Origin of the sequence: Modestobacter sp. VKM Ac-2983 (assembly GCF_026967885.1) — a bacterium.
GTDB lineage: Bacteria > Actinomycetota > Actinomycetes > Mycobacteriales > Geodermatophilaceae > Modestobacter.
Genome location: NZ_JAPVBK010000001.1, coordinates 1078187 through 1103117 on the forward strand (window position 1 = coordinate 1078187; position 24931 = coordinate 1103117).

29 protein-coding genes are annotated in these 24931 nt (G+C 73.8%); 19 read left to right on the plus strand and 10 right to left on the minus strand.

What is annotated here, in order from left to right:
• Positions 1–48 precede the first annotated feature (48 nt).
• Both O2W18_RS05160 and O2W18_RS05165 read left to right on the plus strand, forming a co-directional pair.
• Positions 49–495, plus strand: a complete 447-nt coding sequence (locus tag O2W18_RS05160) for a nitroreductase family deazaflavin-dependent oxidoreductase (protein WP_269186483.1) — start codon at positions 49–51, stop codon at positions 493–495.
• A 17-nt stretch (positions 496–512) separates the two neighbouring features.
• The gene (locus O2W18_RS05165; RefSeq protein WP_269186484.1) at positions 513–1319 is read left to right on the plus strand and encodes an SDR family NAD(P)-dependent oxidoreductase; all 807 of its coding nucleotides are present in this window, start codon (positions 513–515) and stop codon (positions 1317–1319) included.
• Between the two features lie 33 nt (positions 1320–1352).
• Here the strand turns inward: O2W18_RS05165 and O2W18_RS05170 are convergent, their stop codons facing one another.
• The 3 genes from O2W18_RS05170 to O2W18_RS05180 are packed head-to-tail and all read right to left on the minus strand — an operon-like array spanning position 1353 to position 4041.
• Positions 1353–2324 carry an aldo/keto reductase gene (locus O2W18_RS05170; RefSeq protein WP_269186485.1) on the minus strand — a complete coding sequence of 324 codons (972 nt, stop codon included), beginning with the start codon at positions 2322–2324 and terminating at the stop codon, positions 1353–1355.
• Between the two features lie 49 nt (positions 2325–2373).
• Entirely contained in the window at positions 2374–3426 is a 1053-nt protein-coding gene (locus tag O2W18_RS05175; RefSeq protein ID WP_269186486.1) for a winged helix DNA-binding domain-containing protein, read from the minus strand.
• Between the two features lie 51 nt (positions 3427–3477).
• Positions 3478–4041, minus strand: a complete 564-nt coding sequence (locus tag O2W18_RS05180) for a GNAT family N-acetyltransferase (protein WP_269186487.1) — start codon at positions 4039–4041, stop codon at positions 3478–3480.
• A 65-nt stretch (positions 4042–4106) separates the two neighbouring features.
• On the opposite strand from O2W18_RS05180, the gene O2W18_RS05185 reads away from it, so the two are divergent.
• The 5 genes from O2W18_RS05185 (at position 4107) to O2W18_RS05205 (ending at position 8033) form a co-directional block, all read left to right on the plus strand.
• A complete protein-coding gene (locus O2W18_RS05185; RefSeq protein ID WP_269186488.1) occupies positions 4107–5024 on the plus strand; it encodes an isopenicillin N synthase family dioxygenase in 918 nt (305 codons plus the stop codon).
• A 133-nt stretch (positions 5025–5157) separates the two neighbouring features.
• Positions 5158–5589, plus strand: a complete 432-nt coding sequence (locus O2W18_RS05190; protein ID WP_269186489.1) for a DUF1801 domain-containing protein — start codon at positions 5158–5160, stop codon at positions 5587–5589.
• 161 nt (positions 5590–5750) lie between these two features.
• Complete coding sequence (locus O2W18_RS05195) at positions 5751–5972, plus strand: hypothetical protein (RefSeq protein WP_269186490.1); 222 nt, start codon at positions 5751–5753, stop codon at positions 5970–5972.
• Positions 5973–6035: 63 nt separating this feature from the next.
• Entirely contained in the window at positions 6036–7655 is a 1620-nt protein-coding gene (locus O2W18_RS05200; RefSeq protein WP_269186491.1) for an ABC-F family ATP-binding cassette domain-containing protein, read from the plus strand.
• Positions 7656–7697: 42 nt separating this feature from the next.
• The gene (locus O2W18_RS05205; RefSeq protein ID WP_269186492.1) at positions 7698–8033 is read left to right on the plus strand and encodes a PASTA domain-containing protein; all 336 of its coding nucleotides are present in this window, start codon (positions 7698–7700) and stop codon (positions 8031–8033) included.
• A gap of 110 nt (positions 8034–8143) precedes the next feature.
• Here O2W18_RS05205 and O2W18_RS05210 read toward each other — a convergent pair whose 3' ends face one another.
• The 3 genes from O2W18_RS05210 to O2W18_RS05220 form a co-directional block, all read right to left on the minus strand.
• Positions 8144–9034 (minus strand): oxidoreductase, encoded by an 891-nt coding sequence (locus tag O2W18_RS05210; protein ID WP_269186493.1) that lies wholly within the window; start codon positions 9032–9034, stop codon positions 8144–8146.
• A gap of 38 nt (positions 9035–9072) precedes the next feature.
• The gene (locus O2W18_RS05215; RefSeq protein WP_269186494.1) at positions 9073–10287 is read right to left on the minus strand and encodes an MFS transporter; all 1215 of its coding nucleotides are present in this window, start codon (positions 10285–10287) and stop codon (positions 9073–9075) included.
• Between the two features lie 172 nt (positions 10288–10459).
• A complete protein-coding gene (locus O2W18_RS05220; protein ID WP_269186495.1) occupies positions 10460–11641 on the minus strand; it encodes a zinc-dependent alcohol dehydrogenase in 1182 nt (393 codons plus the stop codon).
• A gap of 293 nt (positions 11642–11934) precedes the next feature.
• Here O2W18_RS05220 and O2W18_RS05225 point away from each other — a divergent pair, with 293 nt between their 5' ends.
• The 4 genes from O2W18_RS05225 (at position 11935) to O2W18_RS05240 (ending at position 15220) form a co-directional block, all read left to right on the plus strand.
• On the plus strand, positions 11935–12804 hold the full coding sequence (locus O2W18_RS05225) for a M23 family metallopeptidase (protein ID WP_269186496.1): 870 nt from the start codon (positions 11935–11937) through the stop codon (positions 12802–12804).
• A gap of 87 nt (positions 12805–12891) precedes the next feature.
• Positions 12892–13815 carry a cation diffusion facilitator family transporter gene (locus tag O2W18_RS05230; protein WP_269186497.1) on the plus strand — a complete coding sequence of 308 codons (924 nt, stop codon included), beginning with the start codon at positions 12892–12894 and terminating at the stop codon, positions 13813–13815.
• 44 nt (positions 13816–13859) lie between these two features.
• Positions 13860–14378, plus strand: a complete 519-nt coding sequence (locus O2W18_RS05235; protein WP_269186498.1) for a metallophosphoesterase family protein — start codon at positions 13860–13862, stop codon at positions 14376–14378.
• A 32-nt stretch (positions 14379–14410) separates the two neighbouring features.
• A complete protein-coding gene (locus O2W18_RS05240) occupies positions 14411–15220 on the plus strand; it encodes a putative RNA methyltransferase (protein ID WP_442929127.1) in 810 nt (269 codons plus the stop codon).
• Positions 15221–15301: 81 nt separating this feature from the next.
• On the opposite strand, the gene O2W18_RS05245 is transcribed toward O2W18_RS05240, so the two are convergent.
• A complete protein-coding gene (locus tag O2W18_RS05245; protein ID WP_269186500.1) occupies positions 15302–15577 on the minus strand; it encodes a GlsB/YeaQ/YmgE family stress response membrane protein in 276 nt (91 codons plus the stop codon).
• Positions 15578–15851: 274 nt separating this feature from the next.
• Between O2W18_RS05245 and ctaD the strand changes: the two genes are divergently transcribed.
• Together ctaD and serB are read left to right on the plus strand one after the other, a co-directional pair.
• Complete coding sequence (gene ctaD, locus O2W18_RS05250) at positions 15852–17612, plus strand: aa3-type cytochrome oxidase subunit I (RefSeq protein ID WP_269186501.1); 1761 nt, start codon at positions 15852–15854, stop codon at positions 17610–17612.
• Between the two features lie 176 nt (positions 17613–17788).
• Positions 17789–19039, plus strand: a complete 1251-nt coding sequence (serB, locus tag O2W18_RS05255) for a phosphoserine phosphatase SerB (protein WP_269186502.1) — start codon at positions 17789–17791, stop codon at positions 19037–19039.
• 112 nt (positions 19040–19151) lie between these two features.
• On the opposite strand, the gene O2W18_RS05260 is transcribed toward serB, so the two are convergent.
• Complete coding sequence (locus tag O2W18_RS05260; RefSeq protein WP_269186503.1) at positions 19152–19712, minus strand: isochorismatase family protein; 561 nt, start codon at positions 19710–19712, stop codon at positions 19152–19154.
• 54 nt (positions 19713–19766) lie between these two features.
• On the minus strand, positions 19767–21062 hold the full coding sequence (locus O2W18_RS05265) for a nicotinate phosphoribosyltransferase (protein WP_269186504.1): 1296 nt from the start codon (positions 21060–21062) through the stop codon (positions 19767–19769).
• A 62-nt stretch (positions 21063–21124) separates the two neighbouring features.
• Here O2W18_RS05265 and clpS point away from each other — a divergent pair, with 62 nt between their 5' ends.
• Positions 21125–21421, plus strand: coding sequence for an ATP-dependent Clp protease adapter ClpS (gene clpS / locus O2W18_RS05270; protein ID WP_269186505.1), 297 nt, complete (start codon positions 21125–21127; stop codon positions 21419–21421).
• On the plus strand, positions 21418–21930 hold the full coding sequence (locus tag O2W18_RS05275; RefSeq protein ID WP_269186506.1) for a DUF2017 family protein: 513 nt from the start codon (positions 21418–21420) through the stop codon (positions 21928–21930). Before clpS ends, O2W18_RS05275 begins: the two co-directional genes overlap by 4 nt.
• Here the strand turns inward: O2W18_RS05275 and O2W18_RS05280 are convergent.
• Positions 21869–22222 (minus strand): hypothetical protein, encoded by a 354-nt coding sequence (locus O2W18_RS05280; RefSeq protein WP_269186507.1) that lies wholly within the window; start codon positions 22220–22222, stop codon positions 21869–21871. The genes O2W18_RS05275 and O2W18_RS05280 overlap by 62 nt on opposite strands.
• Positions 22223–22345: 123 nt before the next feature.
• Here O2W18_RS05280 and O2W18_RS05285 point away from each other — a divergent pair, with 123 nt between their 5' ends.
• The 4 genes from O2W18_RS05285 to O2W18_RS05300 all read left to right on the plus strand — a co-directional run bounded on the left by O2W18_RS05285 (position 22346) and on the right by O2W18_RS05300 (position 24882).
• Positions 22346–22819, plus strand: a complete 474-nt coding sequence (locus tag O2W18_RS05285) for a M67 family metallopeptidase (RefSeq protein ID WP_269182279.1) — start codon at positions 22346–22348, stop codon at positions 22817–22819.
• 137 nt (positions 22820–22956) lie between these two features.
• Positions 22957–23235, plus strand: coding sequence for a MoaD/ThiS family protein (locus O2W18_RS05290; protein WP_036333445.1), 279 nt, complete (start codon positions 22957–22959; stop codon positions 23233–23235).
• Positions 23236–23278: 43 nt separating this feature from the next.
• Positions 23279–24229, plus strand: coding sequence for a PLP-dependent cysteine synthase family protein (locus O2W18_RS05295; RefSeq protein ID WP_269171238.1), 951 nt, complete (start codon positions 23279–23281; stop codon positions 24227–24229).
• Positions 24226–24882: an HAD-IA family hydrolase gene (locus O2W18_RS05300; protein WP_269186508.1), complete on the plus strand. Its 657-nt coding sequence runs from the start codon at positions 24226–24228 to the stop codon at positions 24880–24882. The genes O2W18_RS05295 and O2W18_RS05300 overlap by 4 nt, the downstream gene beginning before the upstream one ends.
• Positions 24883–24931: the final 49 nt, after the last annotated feature.

Here is a 24931-nt window from a genome sequence, read left to right on the forward strand (position 1 = left end):
GCGCCCGGCCCGCGGGCGCGGCGCCGGCCGCGGTCCTAGGGTCGGTCCATGCCGCTGGAAGGTGAGTACGAGCCGAGTCCGGAGAAGTGGGTCCGTGACCAGGTGGAGGTGTACGAGCGCACGAGTGGCCGGGAGGGCAACACCCTTCCCGGGCGCACCGAGCCGGTCGTCGTCTTCACCACCCGTGGTGCGAAGAGCGGCAAGGTCCGCAAGAACCCGCTGATGAAGGTCGAGCACGGCGGGGTCTACGCGATGGTCGCCTCCCAGGGCGGCGCACCGAAGCACCCGACCTGGTACTTCAACCTCAAGGAGCATCCCGACCAGGTCACCGTCCAGGACGGCGACCGCGTCTGGGACGGCGTGGCGCGCGAGGTCACCGGCGAGGAGAAGGCCGTGTGGTGGGAGCGGGCGGTCGCGGCGTTCCCCGACTACGCGGAGTACCAGCGCAGGACCGACCGGGAGATCCCGGTCGTGCTCGTCGAGCCGAGGTCCTGACCACAGGTCCGGCGCCGGTGGTCGTCGTCACCGGGGCCAGCGACGGCATCGGTGCTGCGGCGGCCCGCCGGCTGCACCGTGGTGGCGCCCAGGTCGTGGTGGTCGGTCGGTCGCCGGAGAAGACCGCCGCGGTCGCCGCCGAGCTGGACGGCGCCCGGTCGGCGACCGTCGACCTCGCCCGGCTGGACGACGTCCGGCGGTTGGCTGCCGAGCTGGCCGAGCTGCCCCGGATCGACGTCCTCGCGCACAACGCCGGCGCCTCCTTCGCCCGGCGGGAGCTGACCGAGGACGGCCACGAACGGACCGCCCAGGTCGACCACCTCGGGCCCTACCTGCTCACCCGGCTGCTCGAGGAGCAGCTGCGCGCCTCGGGAGCGCGGGTGGTGACCACCTCGTCGTTCATGCACTGGGTCGGCGGGGCGCGGCGCGGTCACCTGCTCGACCGGGTCGGCCCCCACCTCGCCAGCCGCGCCTACGCCCGGGCGAAGTGGTGCAACGTGCTGTTCACCCGGGAGCTGGCCCGCCGGTGGGCCCCGGAGGTCAGCGCGACGTGCTTCGACCCCGGCGCGGTCGCCTCGTCGTTCGGGACGACCTCCGGCGGCATCACCGGCCTGCTGTTCCGGACGCCGCTGACCGCCTTCATGCGGACCCCGGCCCAGGGCGCGGACACCCTGGTCTGGCTGGCCACCGCGGACGACGGGTGGCGCAACGGCGGCCACCACGCGGACCGGTCACCAGCCTGGTCGGCGCCGTCGGCCAGGGACGACGCCCGGGCCCGCGAGCTGTGGGAGCTGTCGGCGCGGCTGGTGGGCCTGCCGGCCTGAGCCGGCCCGCCGCCGGACGGACCGGCCCAGGGCTCAGGAGAAGCCGACCACCGCGTGCGGGGTGTAGGGCTCCTCGAGCCGGGCGATCTCCTCCTCCGACAGCCGCAGCTCCACCGCCGCGACCGCGTCGTCCAGGTGGCGGTCCTTGGTGACGCCGACGATCGGCGCGGTCACCACCGGCTTGCTGAGCACCCAGGCCAGGGCGACCTGCGCCCGGGGCACCCCGCGGGCCTCGGCGACCTCGGCCACCCGCTCGACGATCACCCGGTCCTCCTCGTTGTAGAGCCTGCTGCCGAACTCGTCGGTCTCCGACCGGTTGGTCTGGGAGTCCCAGTCGCGGGTCAGCCGGCCGCGGGCCAGCGGGCTCCACGGGATCACCCCGATGCCCTCGTCGGCGCAGAGCGGCAGCATCTCCCGCTCCTCCTCGCGGTTGAGCAGGTTGTAGTGGTCCTGCATGGACACGAACCGGTGCCAGCCGTGCTCGCCGGCCCGGTGCAGCGCCTTGCCGAACTGCCAGGCCCACATGCTGGAGGCGCCGAGGTAGCGGACCTTCCCCGAGCGCACCGCGGAGTCCAGGGCCTCCAGCGTCTCCTCGATCGGCGTGGCCGGGTCCCAGCGGTGGATCTGGTACAGGTCGACGTAGTCGGTGCCCAGCCGGGTGAGGCTGGCGTCGAGCTCGGCCAGGACCGCCTTGCGGGAGAGCCCGGCGCCGTTCGGCCCCGGCCGCATCCGACCGTGCACCTTCGTCGCCAGGACGACGTCCTCCCGGTCGGCGAAGTCGCGGATCGCGCGGCCGGTGATCTCCTCGCTGGAGCCTGCCGAGTAGACGTTCGCGGTGTCGAAGAAGGTGATCCCGGCGGCGAGCGCCTTCTCGATGACGGCCCGGCTCTCCTCCTCGGGCAGGCTCCACGGGTGCCCGCCGCGGGCGGGGTCGCCGAAGCTCATCATCCCGAGACAGAGGCGGGACACCTGCAGGCCGGTGCTGCCCAGACGCGTGTACTCCATGGCCTCTCCTTCCCCCGGCGTGGCCGCGCGCAACCCCGGGCGGACGAGCTCAGGGCAGCTCGGCGTACCGCTCCTGCACGGCGGCCAGCACCGCCGCGGGCAGCTCGGTGAACGGCTCCAGCTCGATCGGCCGGGCCTTGCCCCGGCCCACCCGCCAGACGCCCACGACGCGACCCCGGTGCACTGCGGTGGCCCGGAAGACCCCGTTGTTGCCGGGCACGATCCGGTCGGCGAACTCGGCCGGCACGGTGCAGCTGCGGTCGGCGTAGCCGAGCACCAGTTCGTCGAAGCCGGGCAGCAGGTGCACGCCGTCGGCCTCGGCGCGGGCGGCGGCCAGCCGGTCGGGCGTCGCCGGGTCCAGCCAGTGCTCCGTGCCGTCGACGACGAGGCGCTCCAGCTGCGGTGCGGCGATCGCCAGCCCGGCCTTGACGTCGCGGACGAGGACCCCGGCCCAGCGGACCAGGTCCTTCACGGTCGCCGGGCCGTGCGAGGTGAAGAACCGCAGGGCCAGCTCGCCGAGGGCCTCCTCGCGCTCCAGGCGACGGGGGGCGCGCACCCACTCGTCGAGCAGCACGAACTGCTGGTCGCCGTCGGCGGTCGGGCCGAGCACGAGCGTGCCGGTCTGGGACAGGTACCAGAGCAGGTGGTAGCCGCGCTGACCGGTCGTGGGCACGCCGCCAGCCGAGATCGTAGCGAGGAGCTCGGCCCGGGACGACCGTCCACCGCCGCTGAGCGCGTCGAGGGTCAGCTCCCGTGCCCGCTCGATCTCGGCGTCGGTGATGCCCAGTGATGCCCGTCTGGTGGACGCGCCGGCCAGCACCCGCGGGCCGAGCAGCTCCAGCATCCAGGGCAGGTCCTCGGCGGCGGTGAGGTGCAGCGTGCCGCGCATCGGCCAGGAACGGACCACCTCGCCGGCGTCCAGCGCAGCCTCGACCGCGGCCCGGGTGCCGCCGACGGTGCGCAGCGCGACCGAGGTGAGCGCGCCGGGCAGGTCCTGCCCCTGGACGGCGGTCGACCAGCGCACCGCCTCGGCCGGGGTCGGGCATCGTCCACCGATCAGCCGCTGCGCCGCCATCCGCAGCTGGGCCAGCTCCACCGTCATGCCGACACCCTGGCAGCCGGTGCCGACAGTGCGGGCCCGCGCACGGTCCGGTCAGCGCACCAGGTGCAGGTAGACCATGTCCTCGGCGTCGGGCTCGGTGGTGAGCGGGTCGAACCCGACCGCGGTCGCCGTCCGCAGGCTGGCGGTGTTGTCCGGCTCGATGCCGAGCACGAACTGCTCGACGTCGGCGAGCGCGTCGGCCGTGCCGAGGGCCCGCAGCGTCGCCGACCCGTACCCGCGGCGCCAGCGGGCCGGGTCGACCACGTACGCGGCGCCCATCGTGCGGCGCTCGTCGACGGCGGTGACCTGGCCGGTGGCCGGGTCCCACTGGGTCCAGCGGTCGTAGACGTCGCCGCCGATCAGCGCGACCGGGTCGCCGTCCGCGTCCAGCGCGACGGACGAGTGCGCGCGCAGCACGGTCCGGCCGCGGAACTCCTCGCCCCGGGCGGCGGTGCGCAACGCCAGCTCGCGCTCGGGCCAGCTGCGGCCGCCCAGCCGCCGTTGCACCGCCGGGTGGTCGAACCAGGGCAGCACCCGCGGCAGCAGCTCGGGCTCGAACGGCACCAGCCGGGGCGTCGGGCACTCGGGCACCCCCTCACCCTGCAGCACCGTCACGGCGACGTCATCCGGAGGCAACGACGAGGCCCTAACGTCGCAGGTTCCCCGGGGAGAGGAAGCCGATGACCGCCGTCCCGCTGGTCGACCTGGCCCCGTGGACCACCGGTGACCCGGACGCCCGGCGGCGGGTGGCCACCGACGTCGACCGGGCCCTGTGCGAGGTCGGCGTCCTGATGCTCACCGGCCACCCGATCAGCTCCGCCCTCACCTGCTGCGTGCGGGAGGAGGCGCGGTCCTTCTTCGCGCAGCCGCCGGCCGCCAAGGCGGCGCTGGCCTGCTTCCCGGGTGGGCGCGGTTGGGTGCCCCCGGGTCCCGCCCGGAGGTCCGCGCCGCCGCCGGACCTCAAGGAGCAGTTCGGCTTCGGCCCGGAGCCCCGACCCGATCCCGGTGCCTGGCCGGCGGGCACCCCGAGCCTGCGGCCGGCCGCGACCGCCTTCGCCGTCCGCTGTGCAGCGCTCGCCGCGGAGCTGCTGCGGGTCCTCGCCCTGGCGCTGGACCTGGACGACGACTTCTTCGTGTCGCGCTGCCCCACGGACGCCTGGTGCGCCGACCTCACCTGGCACCCGGGACGCGAGGCCGTCGGATCGGTCGCGCCGGGACAGCTGCGGGTCGGCCCGCACACCGATGCCGGCGTCCTGACGCTGACCGACCGCCAGGCCGGGCTGGGTGGGCTGCAGATCCGCACGCCGGACGGCGCGTGGGTCGACGCACCGCACGTGCCGGGTGCGCTCACGGTCAACGCCGGCGACCTGCTGGCCCGCTGGACCGGCGACCGCTGGCGCTCCGCGCCGCACCGGGTGCTGCCACCGCCGGTCGAGGCCCCGGCCGAGGAGCTGCTCTCCCTCGCACTGCGCCAGGACGCCGATCCGCTCGCCGTCGTCGAACGGCTGCCCACCGCAGCGGCCGGGCCCACCCGCTACCCGCCGGTGACCGCGGGGGAGTTCCTCCGGGAACGGCGGGAGTCCGTCCCCGTCGGCTGACGTCGTACCGTGCTCGCATGATGGGGATGGGCAATCTCGGCCCAGAAGGACGACGTCGGCAGCGGCTGGTCGCCGGGGTCATCGTGGCGGCGATGCTGCTGGCCGCCGGGGCGGTGCTGTTCAGCGGCGTGCTGTGAGCGACGGCGACCCGGACGTCGACGCCTGGTTCGTCGCGGCCGGCCCGCGGGAGGCCGAACTGCGGGCCACCGACGCGCTGGTGCGGGCCGCCGCGCCCGGCATCGACCGGCAGCTCGTGCCGATGGGCCGCGGGCAGATGCTCGGGTACGGCTTGATGCCCTACCGGCCGCGGTCGGCGAAGGAGACGACGATGTGGCCGCTGATCGGGCTGGCTGCGCAGCAGCGGCACATCTCGCTCCACGTGTCGGCCGTCGTGGACGGCGCCTACCTGGCCGAGTCGCGGGCGGCAGAGCTGGGTGCGGTGTCCTGCGGCAAGAGCTGCATCCGCTTCACCTCCCTGGACCGGGTGGACACGGCGGCGCTCGACCGGCTGCTGCGCGACGCCGTGGCCAGCACCGACCGCGGGGAGAACGGCTTCTCCGGCTGACCTGCCCGTCGCAGCAGGGCAGCTCGGCGTCCTCCGTAGCCCGGCCGGGGCCTAGGTCCCTGGTGCGTGCGCCGGCGACGGTGCAGTCTGGTGCCGGAGCAGGACCCCGGGGGGACGGGCCGGTCGGCGGCGCGCGGGGCACGAGCACCGGAGGGCCCACGATGCCGTTGGCCGCGCTGTACACCATCGCACCGGACCCGTCGGTCGACCTCGCCGTGGACCTGGCCGTCGACCGGCTGGCCGACGAGTTCGGGGAGCGGCCGCAAGAGGTCCGCCTCGTGGTCCAGGAGTGCCGGCGGCAGCTCAGCGGCGCTCCCGCCGGTGCGCTGCCCGAGCTGGTCGAGCGGCTCGCCCGGCACCGCCTCGGGCGGCCGAGGGACTGAGCCTCCAGGGGCCGGTGGGCTGACCGGCCGGAACCGGGTGGCGCCGTCGGCGATGATGGCGGCATGGGCTACGTCGACGTCACCGGCATCCGGTTCACCCTGCCGGACGGGCGGGTGCTGCTCGACGACGTCGCCTTCCGGATCGGGGAGGGCGCCTGCGCCGCGCTGGTGGGGGAGAACGGCGCCGGCAAGACCACGATGCTCCGGATCATCAGCGGTGACCTGACGCCGGACGCCGGTTCGGTGGCCCTCATCGGCGGGCTGGGCGTCATGCGCCAGTTCATCGGCTCGGTGCGCGACGACACCACCGTCCAGCGGTTCCTGGTCGACCTCGCGCCGCCCGCCGTCCGGCAGGCCTGGCACGCCGTCGAGGACGCCGAGCTGGCGATGATGGAGGCCGACGACGAGCCGACCCAGATGGCCTACGCCACCGCGCTGGCCCACTGGGGTGACGTCGGCGGCTACGACGTCGAGGTCACCTGGGACACAGTCACGGTCGCCGCGCTCGGCGTGCCCTTCGACGGCTGCAAGTACCGCGAGCTGAACACGCTCTCCGGCGGTGAGCAGAAGCGGCTGGCCCTGGAGTGCCTGCTCCGCGGCCCCGACCAGGTGCTGCTGCTCGACGAGCCGGACAACTACCTCGACGTCCCCGGCAAGCGGTGGCTGGAGGAGCGGCTGATCGAGACCCGCAAGACGGTGCTGTTCGTCAGCCACGACCGGGAGCTGCTGGCCCGGGTCGCCGACCGGGTGGTCACCGTGGAGGGCGGGACGGCGTGGGTGCACGGCGGCGACTGGGCCGGGTACCCGGCTGCGCGCACCGCCCGGCACGAGCGGATGGCCGAGCTGCGCAAGCGCTGGGACGAGGAGCACGAGCGGCTGATCGACCTGGTCCGCACGCTGCAGCAGCAGGCCAAGAACTCCCCGGCCATGACGTCGACGTACCACGCGATGCAGACCCGGCTGGCCAAGTTCGAGGCGGCCGGTGCACCGCCGGAGCCGCCGAAGGAGCAGCACGTGGCGATGCGGCTGCGGGGTGGTCGTACCGGGGTGCGGGTGGTGATCGCCGAGCAGCTGGAGCTCTCCGGGCTGATGGGCGCCTTCGACCTGGAGGTCGAGTACGGCGACCGGGTCGCCGTCCTGGGGTCCAACGGGGCCGGCAAGTCGCACTTCCTGCGCCTGCTGGCCGGCCAGGAGGTCGCGCACACCGGTGACTGGCGGCTCGGGGCGCGCGTCGTCCCCGGGTTCTTCGCCCAGACCCACGCCCACCCCGAGTGGCTGGACCGCACACTGGTCGACCTGCTCTGGCACGGCGAGGCCGGGCGGCCGGGCGTCGACCGCGGCCGGGCGATGGCCGCGCTGCGCCGGTACGGGCTCGCCCCCTCCGGCGACCAGCTGTTCCGCTCGCTGTCCGGTGGCCAGCAGGCCCGGTTCCAGGTGCTGCTGCTCGAGCTCTCCGGCGCCACCCTGCTGCTGCTGGACGAGCCGACCGACAACCTCGACGTGCTGTCGGCTGAGTCGTTGGAGGAGGCGCTGGACGCCTTCGACGGCACGGTGGTCGCGGTGACCCACGACCGCTGGTTCGCCCGCAGGTTCGACCGGTTCCTGCTGTTCGGCGCCGACGGGCACGTACGAGAGGTGCCCGAGCCGGTCTTCGACGAGGGCCGGGTCCAGCGCGCCCGCTGAACGCCCTTGCCGGCAGGCGGGCCCGCGCGGGACCGTGACGGCATGGACGGCGAGGGACGTGACGGCACGGAGCGCCACGCTGAGCTGGTGCTCGTGCCGTCGGTCGTCGGGCTGGAGGTCCAGGCGGCCCGCCGGGTGGCGAACACCGCCGGCGTGGAGCTGGCCCAGCCGGACCCGGACGGTCCACCGCTGGGCGCGCTGACCTGGCCGGGGCGGTACCGGGTGGTGGGGCAGGAACCCGCCGCCGGCTCGGTGCTGCACCGGTGGGACAGCCTGGTGGTGCGCACGGAGCCCGTGGACGACGGCGCCGCCGGGATCCGCGAGCCGCGCCGTCCGCACCCCGACTCCCAGGCCGGGCGTGCCACGCCCACCGAGTGAGCAGTTTCGGTCGTCGACACGGGCGGACGCGCCGAGCCGGACGACCAGAACCCCTCACTCACGCAGCGGGCGGCCGAGGCCGACCTCGCGAGCTGACCGCGAGGACCGGGTCAGAGGTCGGGGTCGAGGGTGCCGTCACCGCCGATCCGGTCCAGCTCGGTCAGCTCCTCGGGGCCGAGCACCCGGGCCGCCGCCTCCAGGTTCTGCTCCAGGTGGGCGACCGAGGAGGTGCCCGGGATGGGCAGCAGGTTGGGGGAGCGGGCCAGCAGCCAGGTCAGCGCCACCTGCATGGGGGTGGTCTCCAGCCGGCGGGCCACCGTCTCCAGCGCCGCCGACTGGATCGGGCTGAAGCCGCCGAGGGGGAAGAACGGGACGTAGGCGACGCCGTCCCGGGCCAGGGCGTCGACCAGCGGGTCGTCGGCCCGGTGCACCAGGTTGTAGTGGTTCTGCACGCAGACCACCGGGGCGATGCCGCGGGCCTCGGCGTACATCTGCGGCGTCACGTTGCTGATCCCGATGTGCCGGACCAGCCCCTCCTGCTGGAGGCCGGCGAGGGCCTCCATCGGCTCGGCCAGCGAGCGCTGCACCGGCTCGGCGAACCCGGGCATCCGCAGGTTCACCACGTCCAGGACGTCGAGCCCCAGGTGGTCGAGGTTGTCGCGCACCGCCTGCCGCAGTTCGTCGGCGCCCAGCGCCTCGGGCCAGTCGCCCTCCGGCGTCCGCCGGGCACCGACCTTGGTGACGATCGTGAGCTGCTCCGGGTAGGGGTGCAGCGCCTCGCGGATGATCTCGTTGGTCACGTGGGGGCCGTAGTAGTCGCTGGTGTCGATGTGGTCGACGCCCAGTTCCACCGCGCGGCGCAGCACCGCCACGGCGCCGTCCCGGTCGGCGGGCGGGCCCATGACGTGCGGGCCGGCGAGCTGCATGGCGCCGTAGCCGATGCGGTGCACCGTGCGGTCACCGAGGGCGAACTGACCGGACTTCTCGGCTGTCGTCGTCATGGGCGGTGCCTACCCGCGGGCGGCGGGCGTGCACACCGTCAGGCGGCGCGGACCGGGACGGGGTTCGCCATCGGGGTCGCGACCGTCGCTCCGGCGGCGTCGCGGGCCGTCTCGGCCCGCTGGCTGCGCAGCGCGATCACCGACAGACCTGCGCCCAGCAGCGCCAGCACCGCCCCCACCCACATCGGCGCGCGGTAGCCCCAGCCGGCGGTGAGGGTGGCCGCGCCCAGGGCTGCGCCCAGGGCGTTGGCCGCGTTGAACGCGCCCTGGTTGGCTGCCGACACCATGCTGCCGCCCTGGACCCGGGCCGCCTCGATGGCCCGGTTCTGCACCACCGGCCCGCCGGAGAAGGTGATCGCGCCGAAGAGCACGAGCAGGACGACGGCGGCGACCTGGTTCACCACCACGACGGTGAACACGGCGAGGAGCGCGGCGGTGACCAGCAGCCCGACGGTGACGAAGGCGAACCCGTACCGGTCGCCCAGCCGGCCGCCGAGCAGGGTGCCCACGGTGGTGCCCACCCCGAACAGCGCGAGCACGACGGTGACCCGGCTCTCGGGCATCCCGGCGAGGTCGGTGAGGATCGGGCTCACGTAGCTGTAGACCGAGAACAGCGCGGCGAAGCCGATGGTGGTCACGCCGAGGGTCAGCCAGACCTGACGGCGGCGGAAGGCGCCCAGCTCCTGCCGGAGGTCGGTGGGCGCGGCGGCCACCCGGGGCAGCCAGGCGATGAGCCCGGCGATGGTGAGCAGCCCGATGACCGCGGTGCCACCGAACACCAGCCGCCAGCTCAGCTGCTGGGCGACGAACGTGCCGATGGGGACGCCGATGACGTTGGCCAGGGTCAGCCCGACGAACATCAGCGAGATGGCCTGGGTGCCCTTCTCCTTGGCCACCAGCCCTCGGGCTGCGACGGCCCCCACGCCGAAGAACGAGCCGTGCGCCAGTGCGGTGACCACCCGGGCGGCCATCAGCGTCTCGTAGGTCGGGGCGACTGCGGAGAGGGTGTTGCCGACGGTGAAGACCAGCATCAGCCCGATGAGCGTCTGCCGCGGGGTGAACCGCACGCCCAGCGCGGTCAGCGTCGGTGCCCCGATGACGACCCCGAGGGCGTAGGCGCTGATCAGGATCCCGACCGCGGCGACAGAGACGGAGAAGTCGTCGGCCACCTGGGGGAGCATGCCCATGATCACGAACTCGGAGGTGCCGATGCCGAAGGCACCGATGGACAGGGCGAGCAGTGCGCGGGGCACGGCGGGGCTCCTCAGGGGCGGTGCGGGGACGGCGGGGACGGCGCCCCGGTCCAGCCAAGAGCAGCGACACCGGTTGCGCTGCCCCCGACGCACATGAGGCTGGTCACGTCGCCGCGCGCGCCACGGGCCGCGCCGGGACAGCGGTCCCGTGCGCGGCCCGTGGACGTGCAGGTCAGGGCTGCAGCAGCACCTTGACCGCGCCGTCCTGCTTCTGCCGGAAGGTCTCGTAGGCCTGGGGTGCCTGCTCCAGCGGCACGCGGTGGGTGGCGAAGGAGTCGACGCCGAGCGGGTCGGCGTCGGTGAGCAGCGGCAGGATGTCGGGCACCCAGCGCCACACGTTGGCCTGGCCCATCCGCAGCTCGACCTGCTTGTCGAACATCCGCATCAGCGGCATCGGGTCGGTCGCCCCGCCGTAGACGCCGGACAGCGAGATGGTGCCGCCGCGGCGCACGGCCTCGATCGCGGTGTTGAGCGCGGCCATCCGGTCGGCACCGACCACCGTCATGACCTTCTCCATGATGGCGTCGGGCACCAGGGCGCTGGCCTTCTGGGCGAACTTGGCGCCGGGGGAGCCGTGCGCCTCCATGCCGACGGCGTCGATCACGGCGTCCGGGCCACGGCCGTCGGTCTTGTCGCGCACCCAGGCGACGACGTCGGCCTGCTCGGTGGAGTCCAGGACGTCGATCCCGTTCGCGCGGGCCCGGGCCAGCCGCTCGGGCACGACGTCCGCGGCGAGGACCTGGGACGCACCGAGGTGCTTGGCGATCCGGGTGGCCATGTCGCCGATCGGGCCGAGGCCGAGCACCAGCACCGACCCGCCGGGGACGACGCCGGCGTACTGCACGGCCTGCCAGGCGGTGGGCAGCACGTCGGAGAGGTAGACGAAACGGTCGTCGGCGGGCCCCTCCGGCACCTTGATCGGCAGCGTGTTGCCGAAGGGCACCCGCAGGTACTCGGCCTGGCCGCCGGGCACCTGCCCGTAGAGCTTGGTGTAGCCGAACAGCGAGGCGCCGAAGCCCTGCTCCCGGTTCTGCGTCGTCTCGCACTGGCTCTGCAGGCCCTGGTCGCACATCCAGCAGGTGCCGCAGGAGATGTTGAAGGGGACGACGACCCGGTCGCCGGCCTTGAGCTCGGTGACCCCGGGTCCGACCTCGCGGACGATGCCCATCGGCTCGTGGCCCAGGACGTCGCCGACGGTCATGAACGGGGCCATGACCTCGATCAGGTGGAGGTCCGAACCGCAGACCCCGCTGGAGGTGATCTGCACGATCACGTCGGTGGGGTCCGTGATCTCGGGGTCCGGGACGGTGTCGACCCGGACGTCGTCGCGGCCGTGCCAGGTGACTGCGCGCATGGGGGGAACTCCTCGGATAGGGGTGCTCCGGACGGCCGCGAGGGGGTCAGCAGGCCGTTCACCGGGGCGTGACGTTCCTCGCTCATACCCGTCACGGCGCGTTCGATTCCTCGGCAGCACGCAGTGATGACGTGACAGAGGGTGTTCGTTTGGCACTAAGTGTTGTGACCTCAGTCACTTGACCGGTCGTGCATACCCCTCGGCTCACATCTCGAACCCATCACGGCGTGTTTACATGGGCCCCGCTTTTGCACTGCCCCCACTCGAATCGCCCCCGACGGAAAGACAGGTGCATGGACCCGCAACACCTCGACCGGCTGGACGACGAGGGGACGGTGCGCCCGACCGGCACCGGCACCGAGGGCGGCTCCGTCGCCACCCCGCCGTCCGACCGCACCGAGGTGCTGGCTCGCGTGCTGTCCTCCTGTCGAGCCGTCCGCCGCCGCCACGGCGGCCGTCCGGCGCTGTTCGTGGCCGCCGCGATCATCGGGGTCGCCGGCCTGGGGCTCACCGCCGCCGGCGCACCGTCCCCGGTCGCCCGGGCGGCAGGCGGGGAGTCGGTCAGCGTCGCCGAGGAGCTGGGGATGATCGCCGACGAGCAGCCCGCGCTCACCGGTGAGGAGGCCGCCGCCCGGCTGCAGGAGATGGCCGCCACCCGTGCCCAGCGCGAGGACGCCGAGGCCGCCGCGGCCCAGGTGCAGGCCGACGCGGACCGGGTCGCGGCCGAGGCGGCTGCGGCAGCCGCCGCGGCCGCTGCGGAGGCGGCTCGCCCCCAGGCCGTGCTCCCCGTGCAGGGGCGCCTGACCAGCCAGTTCGGCTCCCGCTGGGGCACGCTGCACGCCGGCATCGACTTCGCCGCACCGCTGGGCACCCCGGAGTACGCCGTGATGGACGGTGTCGTGCTCCGTGCCGGCGCGGCCAGCGGCTTCGGGCTGGCGGTCTACATCCAGCACGCCGACGGCGACGTCTCCGTCTACGGCCACATGCAGGAGATCCTGGTCCAGGAGGGGCAGACCGTGCGGGCGGGCGACACCATCGCGCTGTTGGGCAACGAAGGGCAGTCGACCGGGCCGCACCTGCACTTCGAGGTGCACGACGGCGGCCTGGACGGCCCTCGGATCGACCCGCTCCCGTGGCTGCGCGAGCGCGGCGTCGCGATCTGAGACCGGGGGCGGCCAGTCGTTCCTGGCGTTCTGCGCTCACATGCGGCACCCTGCATGTGAGCAAGCGGATCGGCTGAGGGGACGGCGATGGGTCACGACCACGGTGCGGGGCACGGCGCCGGCACCACGGCCGCGGGGCACCGCGGGCGGCTGGCGATCGTCCTGGTCCTCACCGGCTCGGTCTTCGTGTTCGAGCTCATCGGCGCGCTGATCTCCGGTTCGCTGGCCCTGCTCGCCGACGCCGCCCACATGGCCACCGACGCGCTGGGCATCGGGATGGCCCTGGGTGCCGTCACCCTGGCCCAGCGCCCCGCCCGCGGCCGGCGGACCTTCGGCTGGCAGCGGATGGAGGTCCTCGCCGCAGTCGGCAACGGCCTGCTGCTGCTCGCGGTCGGCGGGTACGTCGTCGTGGAGGCGGTCCGCCGGATCGGCGACCCGCCGGACATCGACTCGGGCTGGATGCTCGGCGTCGCCCTCGTCGGCCTGGCGGTCAACCTCGGGTCGCTGGCCCTGCTCCGGTCCGGCCAGCGCGAGTCGCTGAACACCCGCGGCGCCTACCTCGAGGTGCTCGGCGACGCGCTGGGGTCGGTCGCGGTGATCGTCGCCGCCGTGGTCATCCTCACCACCGGCTGGACCGGCGCCGACGTCGTCGCCTCGTTCGCCGTCGGCGCACTCGTGCTGCCCCGCGCCTGGTCGCTGCTGCGCGAGGCGCTGGACGTGCTGCTGGAGGCGGCGCCCAAGGGGGTCGACCTCGAGCAGGTCCGCGACCACGTGCTCGGTGTCCCCGGCGTCCTGGACGTGCACGACCTGCACGCCTGGACGATCACCTCCGGCCTGCCGGTGCTCTCCGCCCACGTGGTCGTCAGCGACGAGGCGCTGGCCGACGGGCACGGCGGCCGGGTGCTCGACGCGCTCTGCCACTGCCTGGGTGACCACTTCGACCTGGAGCACTGCACCTTCCAGCTCGAGTCACCCGGCCACAGCAGCCACGAGTCGCCCGTCCACGACTGACGGCGCCCGCCTCCGAGGTGGTGGGCGGCTGCGACGATGGCGTCGTGCCGGTCTCCGTGGTGTTCATCGCCGACACCCACGTCCCCAAGCGCGCCCGTGACCTGCCCGATCCGCTCTGGGACCGGATCGAGGCGGCCGACGTCGTGGTGCACGCCGGCGACTGGGTGGACGTGGCGCTGCTCGACGAGCTGACGCAGCGGGCGCGGCAGCTGGTGGGGGTCCACGGCAACAACGACCACGGGGTCCTGCGGGACCGGCTGCCGGAGGTCGCCCGGGTGGAGCTCGACGGCGTCCGGCTCGCGGTGGTGCACGAGACCGGGGACGCCAAGGGCCGGGAGCAGCGGTGCGCGGCGCGGTTCCCGGACGCCGACGTCCTGGTGTTCGGGCACAGCCACATCCCCTGGGACACCACCGCGCCCACCGGGCTCCGGCTGCTCAACCCCGGGTCGCCCACCGACCGGCGCCGCCAGCCGTTCGCCACCTACCTCACCGCCACCGCCGAGGCCGGGCAGTTGCGGGACGTCGCACTGCACCGGCTGCCCGTGCGCCCGCCGCGCCGGTGAGCCCGCCCCCGCTCCCACCGGCCGCGGTCGCCCTGCTCGCCTGTCCGGTCTGCGGACGGCAGCTCACCACCGACCCGGCCGGCCTCCGCTGCGCCGCCGGGCACGCCTTCGACCGGGCGCGGCAGGGCCACGTCACGCTGCTGCCGCCGGGCGGCAGCCCGCACGAGGGCGACTCCGCCAGCATGGTGGCCGACCGGGCGGACTTCCTGGCCGCCGGCCACTACGCCGGCATCACCGCGGCCCTGGCCGACGCCGCCCTCGCCGGGTCGCCGCGCACCCTGCTCGACCTGGGCGGTGGCACCGGCGCCCACCTCGCCGGGGTGCTGGACCGCGCGCCGGACGCCGTCGGGGTGGTGGTGGACGCCTCTCGCTACGCCGCTCGCCGGGCGGCCCGAGCGCATCCCCGGGCGATGGCGGTGGTGGCCGACTCCTGGGCGTGCTGGCCGGTGCAGGACGCCGCCGTGGACCGGGTGCTCGTCGTGTTCGCCCCGCGCAACGGCGCGGAGACCGCCCGGGTGCTGGCCCCGGACGGCCGGCTCGTGGTGGTGACCCCCGCCACGGACCACCTGGCCGAGCTCATCGGCCCGCTGGGTCTGCTGCGCGTCGACCCGGCCAAGGCCGACCGGTTGGCCGCCGCCCTCGAGCCACACCTGCACCCGGCCGGGACGGCGGGCCACCGGTCGGTGCTGGAGCTGGACCACGCCGCGGTCCGGACGCTGGTCGGCATGGGGCCGCACGCCCGGCACCTCACCGCGGGGGAGCTGGCCGCCCGGGTGGCCACGCTGCCCGAGCCGGTCGGGGTCACCGTGGCGGTCGACGTCGGCAGCTGGACCCGCGGCTGAGTCCACCGCAGGACGGCCGAGGGCCCGGCCTCGCGGCCGGGCCCTCGGAGGAGCTGCTGGTGCCCGCCTGCGGGCGGCGGGTCAGCGGGTGACGCGGCGCTGCTTGCCGGTGGCGGCGACGTAGATCGCCAGCACCAGGACGGCGCCCACGATCGACGCCCACCAGCCGCCGAGGTCGAACTGCAGCCCGTCGCCCTGGACGAGGCTGAAGACCAGGTTGCCCACCACCGAGCCGATGAGGCCGAGCAGGAGGGTGGCGACGAGGCCGAGGTCCTGCTTGCCGGGGACGACGGCGCGGGCGATCAGGCCGGCGACGAAGCCGATCAGGATCGCGAGGAGAACTCCACCGATGCTCATGGGTGACCTCCGGTGCACGACGGTCTAGCCGTCTTGCGCTGGTCCGTCCAGCGCAAGATCATCAGTAGCCGCGCACGGACGTGAGCAAACTCCCCGGGGGCGTCGCGTCGCGGCGTCCGGAGCGCCCGTCCGGCCTGCCCCACAGGCCCCGTACCGCGCCGACCTGCGGTTCTCCCCGACGCCGCGCCGGGCCCCGCCGGACGTCCCTGGGGCGCGCCGCACCGACTCCTGCTCCCGCCGCGTCGGCCGTGACGTGACGGTCTAAGCTCCGACCGTGACGATCGCACCTGCCCCGATCGTGAGCCGGCCGAGCCCGGCCCACGAGGCCGAGAAGGGATCGCGGCTCCTCGGTCTGCTGCGCACCACCGACCACAAGACCATCGGCCTGATGTACACCACGGTGGCGTTCATCTGGTTCTTCCTCGGTGGCTTCATGGCGCTCCTGATGCGTGGTGAGCTGGCCCGCCCGGAGCTGCAGTACCTCTCGCCCGAGCAGTACAACCAGCTGGTCACGATGCACGGCACGATCATGCTGCTGTTCTTCGCGACGCCGATGTTCTTCGCGTTCGCGAACCTGATCATGCCGCTGCAGCTGGGCGCGCCGGACGTCGCCTTCCCGCGGTTGAACGCCTTCTCCTTCTGGCTGTTCTTCTTCGGCGCCTCGATCGCCGTCTCCGGCTTCCTGACCCCGGGTGGCGCAGCCGACTTCGGCTGGTACGCCTACACCCCGCTGTCGACCGGGGTGCACAGCCCGGGCGCCGGTGGTGACCTGTGGATCGCCGGCCTGGCGGTCAGTGGTCTGGGCACGATCCTCGGTGGCGTCAACTTCATCGCCACGATCGTCTGCCTGCGCGCCCCGGGTCTGACGATGTTCCGGATGTCCATCTTCACCTGGGCGTCCCTGGTCACCAGCATCCTGATCCTGCTGGCCTTCCCCATCCTGACCGCCGCGCTGATGGCGCTGCTGGCCGACCGGCACCTCGATGCGCAGATCTACACGCCGGAGAACGGCGGGCCGCTGCTGTGGCAGCACCTGTTCTGGTTCTTCGGGCACCCCGAGGTCTACATCATCGCGTTGCCGTTCTTCGGCATCATCAGCGAGGTCATCCCGGTCTTCAGCCGCAAGCCGCTGTTCGGCTACAAGGGCATGGTCTTCGCGCTGATCGCCATCACCGCGCTCTCGCTGGCGGTGTGGGCGCACCACATGTTCGCCACCGGCGCGGTGCTGCTGCCGTTCTTCGCCTTCCTGACGTACCTGATCGCGGTGCCGACCGGGATCAAGTTCTTCAACTGGATCGGCACCATGTGGCGGGGCCAGATCACCTTCGAGACGCCGATGCTCTTCTCGATCGGCTTCCTGATCACCTTCCTGCTCGGTGGTCTGACCGGTGTCCTGCTGGCCAGCCCGCCGCTGGACTGGCACGTCAACGACAGCTACTTCGTCGTGGCGCACTTCCACTACGTCGTCTTCGGCACCGTGGTGTTCGCGGCCTACGCCGGGCTCTACTTCTGGTTCCCGAAGATGTGCGGCCGGATGATGGACGAGAAGATCGGGAAGCTGCACTTCTGGCTGACCTTCGTCGGCTTCCACGCCACCTTCCTCATCCAGCACTGGCTGGGCAACGAGGGCATGCCGCGCCGGTACGTCGACTACCTGGCACTCGACGGCGGTGGCTCCTTCACCACGATGCACACGATCTCGACGATCGGGTCGTTCATCCTGGGCGCCTCGGTGATCCCCTTCGTCTACAACGTCGTGAAGTCGTGGAAGCACGGCCGGCTGGCGCTGCGCGACGACCCCTGGGGTCACGGCAACTCGCTGGAGTGGGCGACCTCGTCCCCGCCGCCGCGGCACAACTTCGTCGAGATCCCCCGGATCCGGTCGGAGCGGCCCGCGTTCGAGCTGCACTACCCGCACCTGCGGGACCGCCTGGAGATGGAGGCCCACGCCGGCAAGGGCCACCAGCCCTACGCCAGCGAGGCCGGTCTCACCGGAGGCGCCCGCCAGGGAGCCGACGACAAGGACCCGACCTGAGCTGAGGTCGGCGCCCTCTCGGGGGCGGCCGCCCCGCACCGGGCCCACTCGGACGCCCCGTCAGCCACTGGCTGACGGGGCGTCCGCGCGTCGGGGCCGGGGTGCGGCGGACCGAGCCGAGGTGCGGCGGGCGGGGTGCGGTCGGGAGGCGATCCCCGGTCCGGCACGATGACCGGGTGACCGACCGCGCCGCCGCCCCAGCGCCGACCGACCCGACCGCTGTGCCGCCGGCGTCCGACGGCGCCCTGCTGACCGTGACCGGCAGCGACCGGCCGGGGGTGACCGCAGCGCTGTTCGCCGCGCTGGACGAGCTCGGCCCGCACCCGGTCGAGGTCCTCGACGTCGAGCAGGTCGTGGTGCACGGCCAGCTGGTGCTCGGCGTCGTCGTCGGCAGCCCGGAGAGCGCGGTCGACGGGCCGCTGGCCGATCGGCTGCGCGCCACCGCGGCCCAGGTGGCGGCGCAGACCGGCGTCCAGGTGAGCGTGCAGCCCACCGCGGCCGGCAGCGCCCGGCAGGAGCGCACCGCGCGCCACCACGTCATCGTGCTGGGCCGCCCCGTCCCGCCGGCTGCGGTCGCCGGCGCCGCGCGCGCCATCGCCGGGGTGGGCGGCAACATCGAGGCGATCCGCCGGCTGTCCGACTACCCGGTCACCAGCTTCGAGCTGACCGTCTCCGGCGCCGCGTCCACCGAGCTGCGCACGGCGCTGGCCACGGTCGCCGCCGAGACCGGCACCGACATCGCCGTGGAGCGGGTCGGGCTGGCCCGGCGCGGCAAGCGGCTGATCGTGCTGGACGTCGACTCGACCCTGGTGCGCGGGGAGGTGATCGACGAGCTGGCCGCCCGCGCCGGCCGGGCCGCCGAGGTCGCCCGGATCACCGCGGCGGCGATGAACGGAGAGCTGGACTTCGAGGAGTCCCTCCGCGCGCGGGTGGCGGTGCTGGCCGGGCTGCCGGTCGGCGTGCTGGACGAGGTCCGGGCGCACCTGGTGCTGACCCCGGGCGCCCGGACCCTGATCCGGACGCTGCAGCGGCTGGGGTTCCGCTGCGGGATCGTCAGCGGCGGGTTCACCCAGATCACCGATCCGCTCGCCGCCGAGCTCGGCCTGGACTTCGCCGCCGCGAACACCCTCGAGGTGGCCGACGGGCGGCTCACCGGCGGGCTGGTCGGGGAGGTCGTCGACCGGGCGGGCAAGGCGCGGGCGCTGGCCCGTTTCGCCGCCGAGCACGGGGTCCCGCTGGACCAGACCGTCGCGGTCGGCGACGGCGCCAACGACCTCGACATGCTCAACGCGGCCGGGCTGGGCATCGCCTTCAACGCCAAGCCGTTCGTCCGCGACCAGGCACACGCGGCGCTGAACCAGCCCTACCTGGACGCCGTCCTCCAGGTCCTCGGCTTCACCCGGGACGAGGTGCTGGACGCCAGCTGAGCGGGAGTCAGCACTGGTGACTGGCGACGACGGGAGGCCGGAGGCCTCCCCGAGGAGGCAGCTCAGCGGCTCCACGTGAGTCGGGCACGGCTGCTGACCGCGCTGTCGTTCGTCAGGACGACGATGTGCTGAGCTCCACCCCGGCGGTGCGGAGCTGGTCCAGGGCGGCATCCGTCGTGGCGGGGGAGACCCCGGCGGTGAGGTGCAGCAGCACCCGGGTGGCGAACCCGGCGCCGACCGCGTCCAGCGCGGTCGCCCGGACGCAGTGGTCGGTGGCGACGCCCACGATGTCGACGGCGTCGACCTCGTGCGCCCGCAGCCAGTCGGCCAGGGACTGCCCGTCGAAGGAGCCCTCGAAGCCGGAGTAGGCGGCCTCGTACTCGCCCTTGTCGAAGACCGCCTCGATCGGGCGCCGGTCCAGGTCCGAGTGGAGCTCGACCCCGGACGTCCCGACGACGCAGTGCGCCGGCCAGGTCTCCAGGAAGTCGGGCTGCTCGGCGAAGTGGCCGCCCGGGTCGACGTGGTGGTCCCGGGTGGCGACGACGTGTGCGTAGTCGGTCGCGGCGGCGTGGGCGCTGATCGCCCGGGCGACGGCGGTGCCGCCGTCGACCGCGAGGCTCCCGCCCTCGCAGAAGTCGTTCTGCACGTCCACGATCACCAGGGCCCGGGTCATGGACCCATCCTGCCCCGACGACGTCCCTCCCGGCGGGTGGCCCCCCCTCGGCCACTACTCGGTGACGGTGTCGACCGCCGGCTCGCCCCGGGAGAGCGACCACGCCTCCGTGGGCAGGGCGCCGCGCGCCCGGACGTGCAGGTCCTGCGCCACGGCCAGGGAGTCGGCGGGGGACCGCGGCTCGACCAGTTCCCCGCCACGGACCAGTGGCCGGATCAGCTCGCGGTCGTGCTCCCGGGGGGTGACAGGTGCCGCGCTGACCACCTCCGCGGTCGCCGTCCCGGCGGCGTCGTGCCGGCGCACGGCGTGCTTGCGGCCACCCACCGAGCGCTTGCCCACGGAGTTCTTGGCCACCGGGACGCCGTCCCGGGCCACCAGCTTGTAGACCATCCCGACGGTGGGCGAGCCGGAACCGGTCACCAGGGAGGTGCCGACCCCGTAGCCGTCGACCGGGGCGGCCGCCAGCGCAGCGATCGCGTACTCGTCCAGGTCGCTGGTGACGATCACCCGGGTGCCCGTCGCGCCCAGGGAGTCCAGCAGCTCGCGGGCGCGGGTCGCCTCGATGGCGAGGTCGCCGGAGTCCAGCCGGACGGCGCCGAGCTCCGGGCCGGCCACCTCGATCGCCGTCCGGATGCCCTGCTCGGTGTCGTAGGTGTCGACCAGCAGCGTCGTCCCCACGCCCAGCGTGTCCAGCTGCGCGCGGAACGCCGACGCCTCGTCGTCGTGCAGCAGGGTGAACGCGTGCGCGCTCGTGCCGGTCGTGGGGATGCCGTAGCGAGCGCCGGCGGCCAGGTTCGACGTCGCCGAGAAGCCGACCAGGGCGGCGGCCCGGGCGGCGGCGACGGCGGCCTCCTCGTGGGTGCGCCGGGAGCCCATCTCGATGCACGGCCGGCCACAGGCGGCGCCGACCATCCGTGCCCCGGCCGCGGCGATGGCGCTGTCGTGGTTGAGGACCGACAGCACCAGGGTCTCGAGCAGGACAGCCTGGCCGAACGGGGCTCGCACGGTCAGCACCGGGGAGCCGGGGAAGTAGAGGTCGCCCTCGGCGTAGCCGTCGACGTCCCCGGTGAACCGGAAGTCGGCCAGGTGCTTCAGCAGCCGGGGGTCCTCGACGCCCTGCTGCCGGAGCGCGTCCAGCTCGGCCTCGCCGAACCGGAAGCCCGCCAGGGCCTCCAGGAACCGGCCGGTGCCGGCGAGCACCCCGTAGCGCCGGCCGTGCGGCAGCCGGCGGGCGAACACCTCGAAGACGCAGTCCCGGTCGGCGGTGCCGTCGGCCAGGGCGGCGGCCAGCATCGTCAGCTCGTAGCGGTCGGTGAACATCGCGGGGCTGAGCGGTGAGCTCTGCGGCATGGAGCAGCACGATAGGTGCCCACCGACTGCGTCGCTGGAGGCGGTCGTCCTAGAGTGCTCACGTGGCCGGACCGCTCGCGCCCGAACGGGTGTCGGAGACGTCGACGGGGGAGGAGTCCGCCCTCGACCGCCCCTGGGTCACCCTCGTCTGGGACGACCCGGTCAACCTGATGACCTACGTGACCTTCGTGCTCCAGGAGCTGTTCGGGTACGACGAGGCGACCGCGACGGAGCTCATGCTGCAGGTGCACAACGAGGGCAAGGCGATCGTGAGCTCCGGTCCGCGGGAGCGGATGGAGCACGACACCAACCGGCTGCACGCCTACGGGCTGTGGGCCACCTACCAGCGGGACGCATGAAGCCGTTCCGCCGCAAGGGCGACCAGCTGGTGGCCCGGCTGGTCGACGCCGAGGCCGACATCGTGAACCTGCTGCTGGACCAGCTGGAGCAGCTGCTCGTGGCCGATGCGGCCGACTCCGGCGGCGACCCGGTCCTCGCCCGGCTGCTGCCCAGTGGGCACGCCAGCGACCCGCAGCTGGCCGCCGAGTACCGCGACCTCACCGAGGCCGGGCTGCGCAGCGGCAAGGCCGACGACCTGGCGATGGTCCGGGCCACCGTGCCCCCCGAGGGTGGCGAGGTGCGGCTGGACGCCGAGCAGGCACGGGCCTGGCTGCGCACCACCAACGACCTCCGGCTCGCGATGGGCACCCGGCTGGGCATCACCGCGGAGACCGAGCCCCCGGACATCGACCCCTCGGGCGAGGGGGCGGACGACGAGAACTCGCAGCTGGCCGTCTACTACTGGCTCACCGCGGTGCAGGGCTCGTTGATCGACGCCTTGGCCGCCGGTCGAGGCGACCGACGGTGAGCAGCACCAGGATGGCGACGAGCAGGTCGGCGACGAAGAACACGTAGACCAGGCTGTGCACCGTCACGTCCTGCACGATCGCCCCGATGCAGGACACCAGGGTGATGCCGGACAGGGCGGCCAGCAGCACCAGCCCGATGAGCCGGCCGACCACCACCAGCACCAGCTCGACCCGGTCGGTCCGCTGGTCCGTGGCGCGGCCACTGCGGTGGAGCAGCCGGGCCGACCCGAGGGCCAGGGCCGGCAGCGCGACCAGGACGACGCCGAGCACCATGAGAACCTCGATCACCACGGTCGGCGACGTTATCGTCCGGACACCCCTGGGACGCAATCCGTTCCCCTGGCGGTCACCCGTTCCGGCGCTCGTCCCGGGCCGGGGAGGACGTCGGGCGGCGACGCTGCCTACACTTGGCCCGTGCTGCGCATCGACCGCGCGACCTACGACGCCATCGTGGCCCACGCCCGGGAAGACCACCCGGACGAGGCCTGTGGTGTCGTCGCCGGCCCCGAGGGCAGCGACCGGCCCGAGCGCTTCATCCCGATGCTCAACGCGGCCCGCTCACCGACGTTCTACGAGTTCGACAGCGGCGACCTGCTGAAGCTGTACCGAGCGATGGACGACCGGGACGAGGTCCCCGTGGTCATCTACCACTCGCACACCGCCACCGAGGCCCGTCCCTCGCGCACCGACATCAGCTACGCCTCCGAGCCCGAGGCGCACTACGTGCTGGTCTCCACCCGCGAGCACGGCGACCGGACCGGCCTGGCCGGGGACACCGTGGAGTTCCGCAGCTTCCGGATCGTCGACGGCGAGGTGCGCGAGGAGGACGTCGAGGTCGTCGAGTCCTACCTGTTCGGCCACTCGCCGACCACCGTCGTCTACGACTGAGCGCCAGCTCACCCCGCGGCCGGCGGAATCGCCGGCCGCCCACCGGCGTTCCTCCGAGCAGCCGGCTCTGCGCGCCCTGCGCGCGACCCCTGTCCCAGCCCGATCCCGCACATCCCCACCCGAGGAGTTCTCACGCCATGGCCATCGAGGTCCGCATCCCGACCATCCTGCGCACCCACACCGGCGGCAACAAGACCGTCCAGGGGAACGGCGACACGCTCGGCGCGCTGGTCGACGACATCGACAGCCAGCACCCCGGGATCAAGGGCCGTCTGGTCACCGACGAGGGCAAGCTGCACCGCTTCGTGAACGTCTACGTCAACGACGAGGACGTGCGCTTCACCGGCGCGCTGGACACCTCGGTCAAGGACGGCGACTCGGTCACCATCCTGCCCGCCGTCGCCGGCGGCTGCTGACCCGGAGCCCCCCGCCCGGCACCGCGACCCCAGGAGACCCGTCATGGCCCGCTTCGCCTCCCTCGTCGACTCGCTCGGCAACACCCCGCTGGTGGGGCTGCCGGCGCTGTCGCCCACGCCCGACGTCCGGCTGTGGGCCAAGCTCGAGGACCACAACCCCACCGGTTCGATCAAGGACCGGGCCGCCATCGCGATGATCGAGGCGGCCGAGAAGGAGGGGCGGCTGCAGCCGGGCAGCACGATCCTGGAGCCCACCAGCGGCAACACCGGCATCTCCCTGGCGATGGTCGCCCGGCAGCGCGGCTACGAGCTGATCTGCGTGATGCCGGAGAACACCTCGATCGAGCGGCGCCAGCTGCTGGAGATGTACGGCGCGCGGATCATCAGCTCCCCGGCCGCCGGTGGCAGCAACCAGGCCGTGGCCGTCGCCAAGGGGCTGGCCGCCGAGCACGAGGACTGGGTGATGCTGTACCAGTACGGCAACCCGGCCAACGCCGAGGCGCACTACACCGGCACCGGCCCGGAGATCCTGGCAGACATGCCCTCCATCACCCACTTCGTGGCCGGGCTGGGCACCACCGGCACGCTGATGGGCGTCTCCCGGTACCTGCGGGAGAAGAAGCCCGGCGTCCAGGTGATCGCGGCCGAGCCGCGCTACGGCGAGCTGGTCTACGGCCTGCGCAACATCGACGAGGGGTTCATCCCCGAGCTGTACGACGCCGACCTGCTGGACTCCCGGTTCTCCGTCGGCCCCGACGACGCGATCCACCGCACCCGCCAGCTGGTCGAGCGCGAGGGCATCTTCGCCGGCATCTCGACCGGGGCGATCCTGCACGCGGCCCTCGGGGTCGCCGACAAGGAGGTCGCGGCCGGCCGCAAGGCCGACATCGTCTTCATCGTCTGCGACGGCGGGTGGAAGTACCTGTCCACCGGGGCCTACGCCGGCACCCTCGAGCAGGCCAGCGCCGCGCTCGAGGGCCAGCTCTGGGCATGAGCGGGCTGCTCCTGCCGGCACAGGGCCTGCTGTTCGACAACGACGGGGTGCTGGTCGACTCCGAGCCGAGCGTGGTGCGCTCCTGGTCCCGCTGGGCGGTCGACTCCGGGCTCGACCCGGACGAGGTCATGGCGGCGGTGCCCGGTCGCCGGGCCGCCGACACGGTGGCGCTGTTCGTCAAGCCCGAGGACGTCGAGCAGTCGACCGCGCTGATCACCCGCTACGAGCTGGAGGACGTCGCCGGCACCCTCGCCGTGCCCGGCGTCCTGGACCTCGTCGCCCAGCTGGCCGACGTGCCCTGGGCGGTCGTCACCTCCGGGGTCCGTGAGCTGGCGGCGGCGCGGCTGCTGGCCGCCGGGGTCCCGGCGCCGGACGTCGTGGTCACCGCCGAGGACGTCGTCATGGGCAAGCCCCACCCAGAGCCGTACCTGACCGGGGCGAGCCGGCTGGGGCTCCCGCCGGGCGAGCTGATCGTGCTGGAGGACAGCCCGAGCGGGGTCCGCGCGGGGCTGGCCGCCGGTGCGACGGTCCTGGGCATCGGGGAGACCGCGCTGGTCAGCGAGGCGCCCGCCGTCGTCCGCGACCTGACCGGGGCCCGCTGGACGTCCGACGGGCTGCTGCTCCCGGACGCGGCGCTGCTGCGTCGCCCCTGACCGGGCTGAGACGGCCGTCTCGGCCCGGACGCGCGGCGTCGTCCGACCG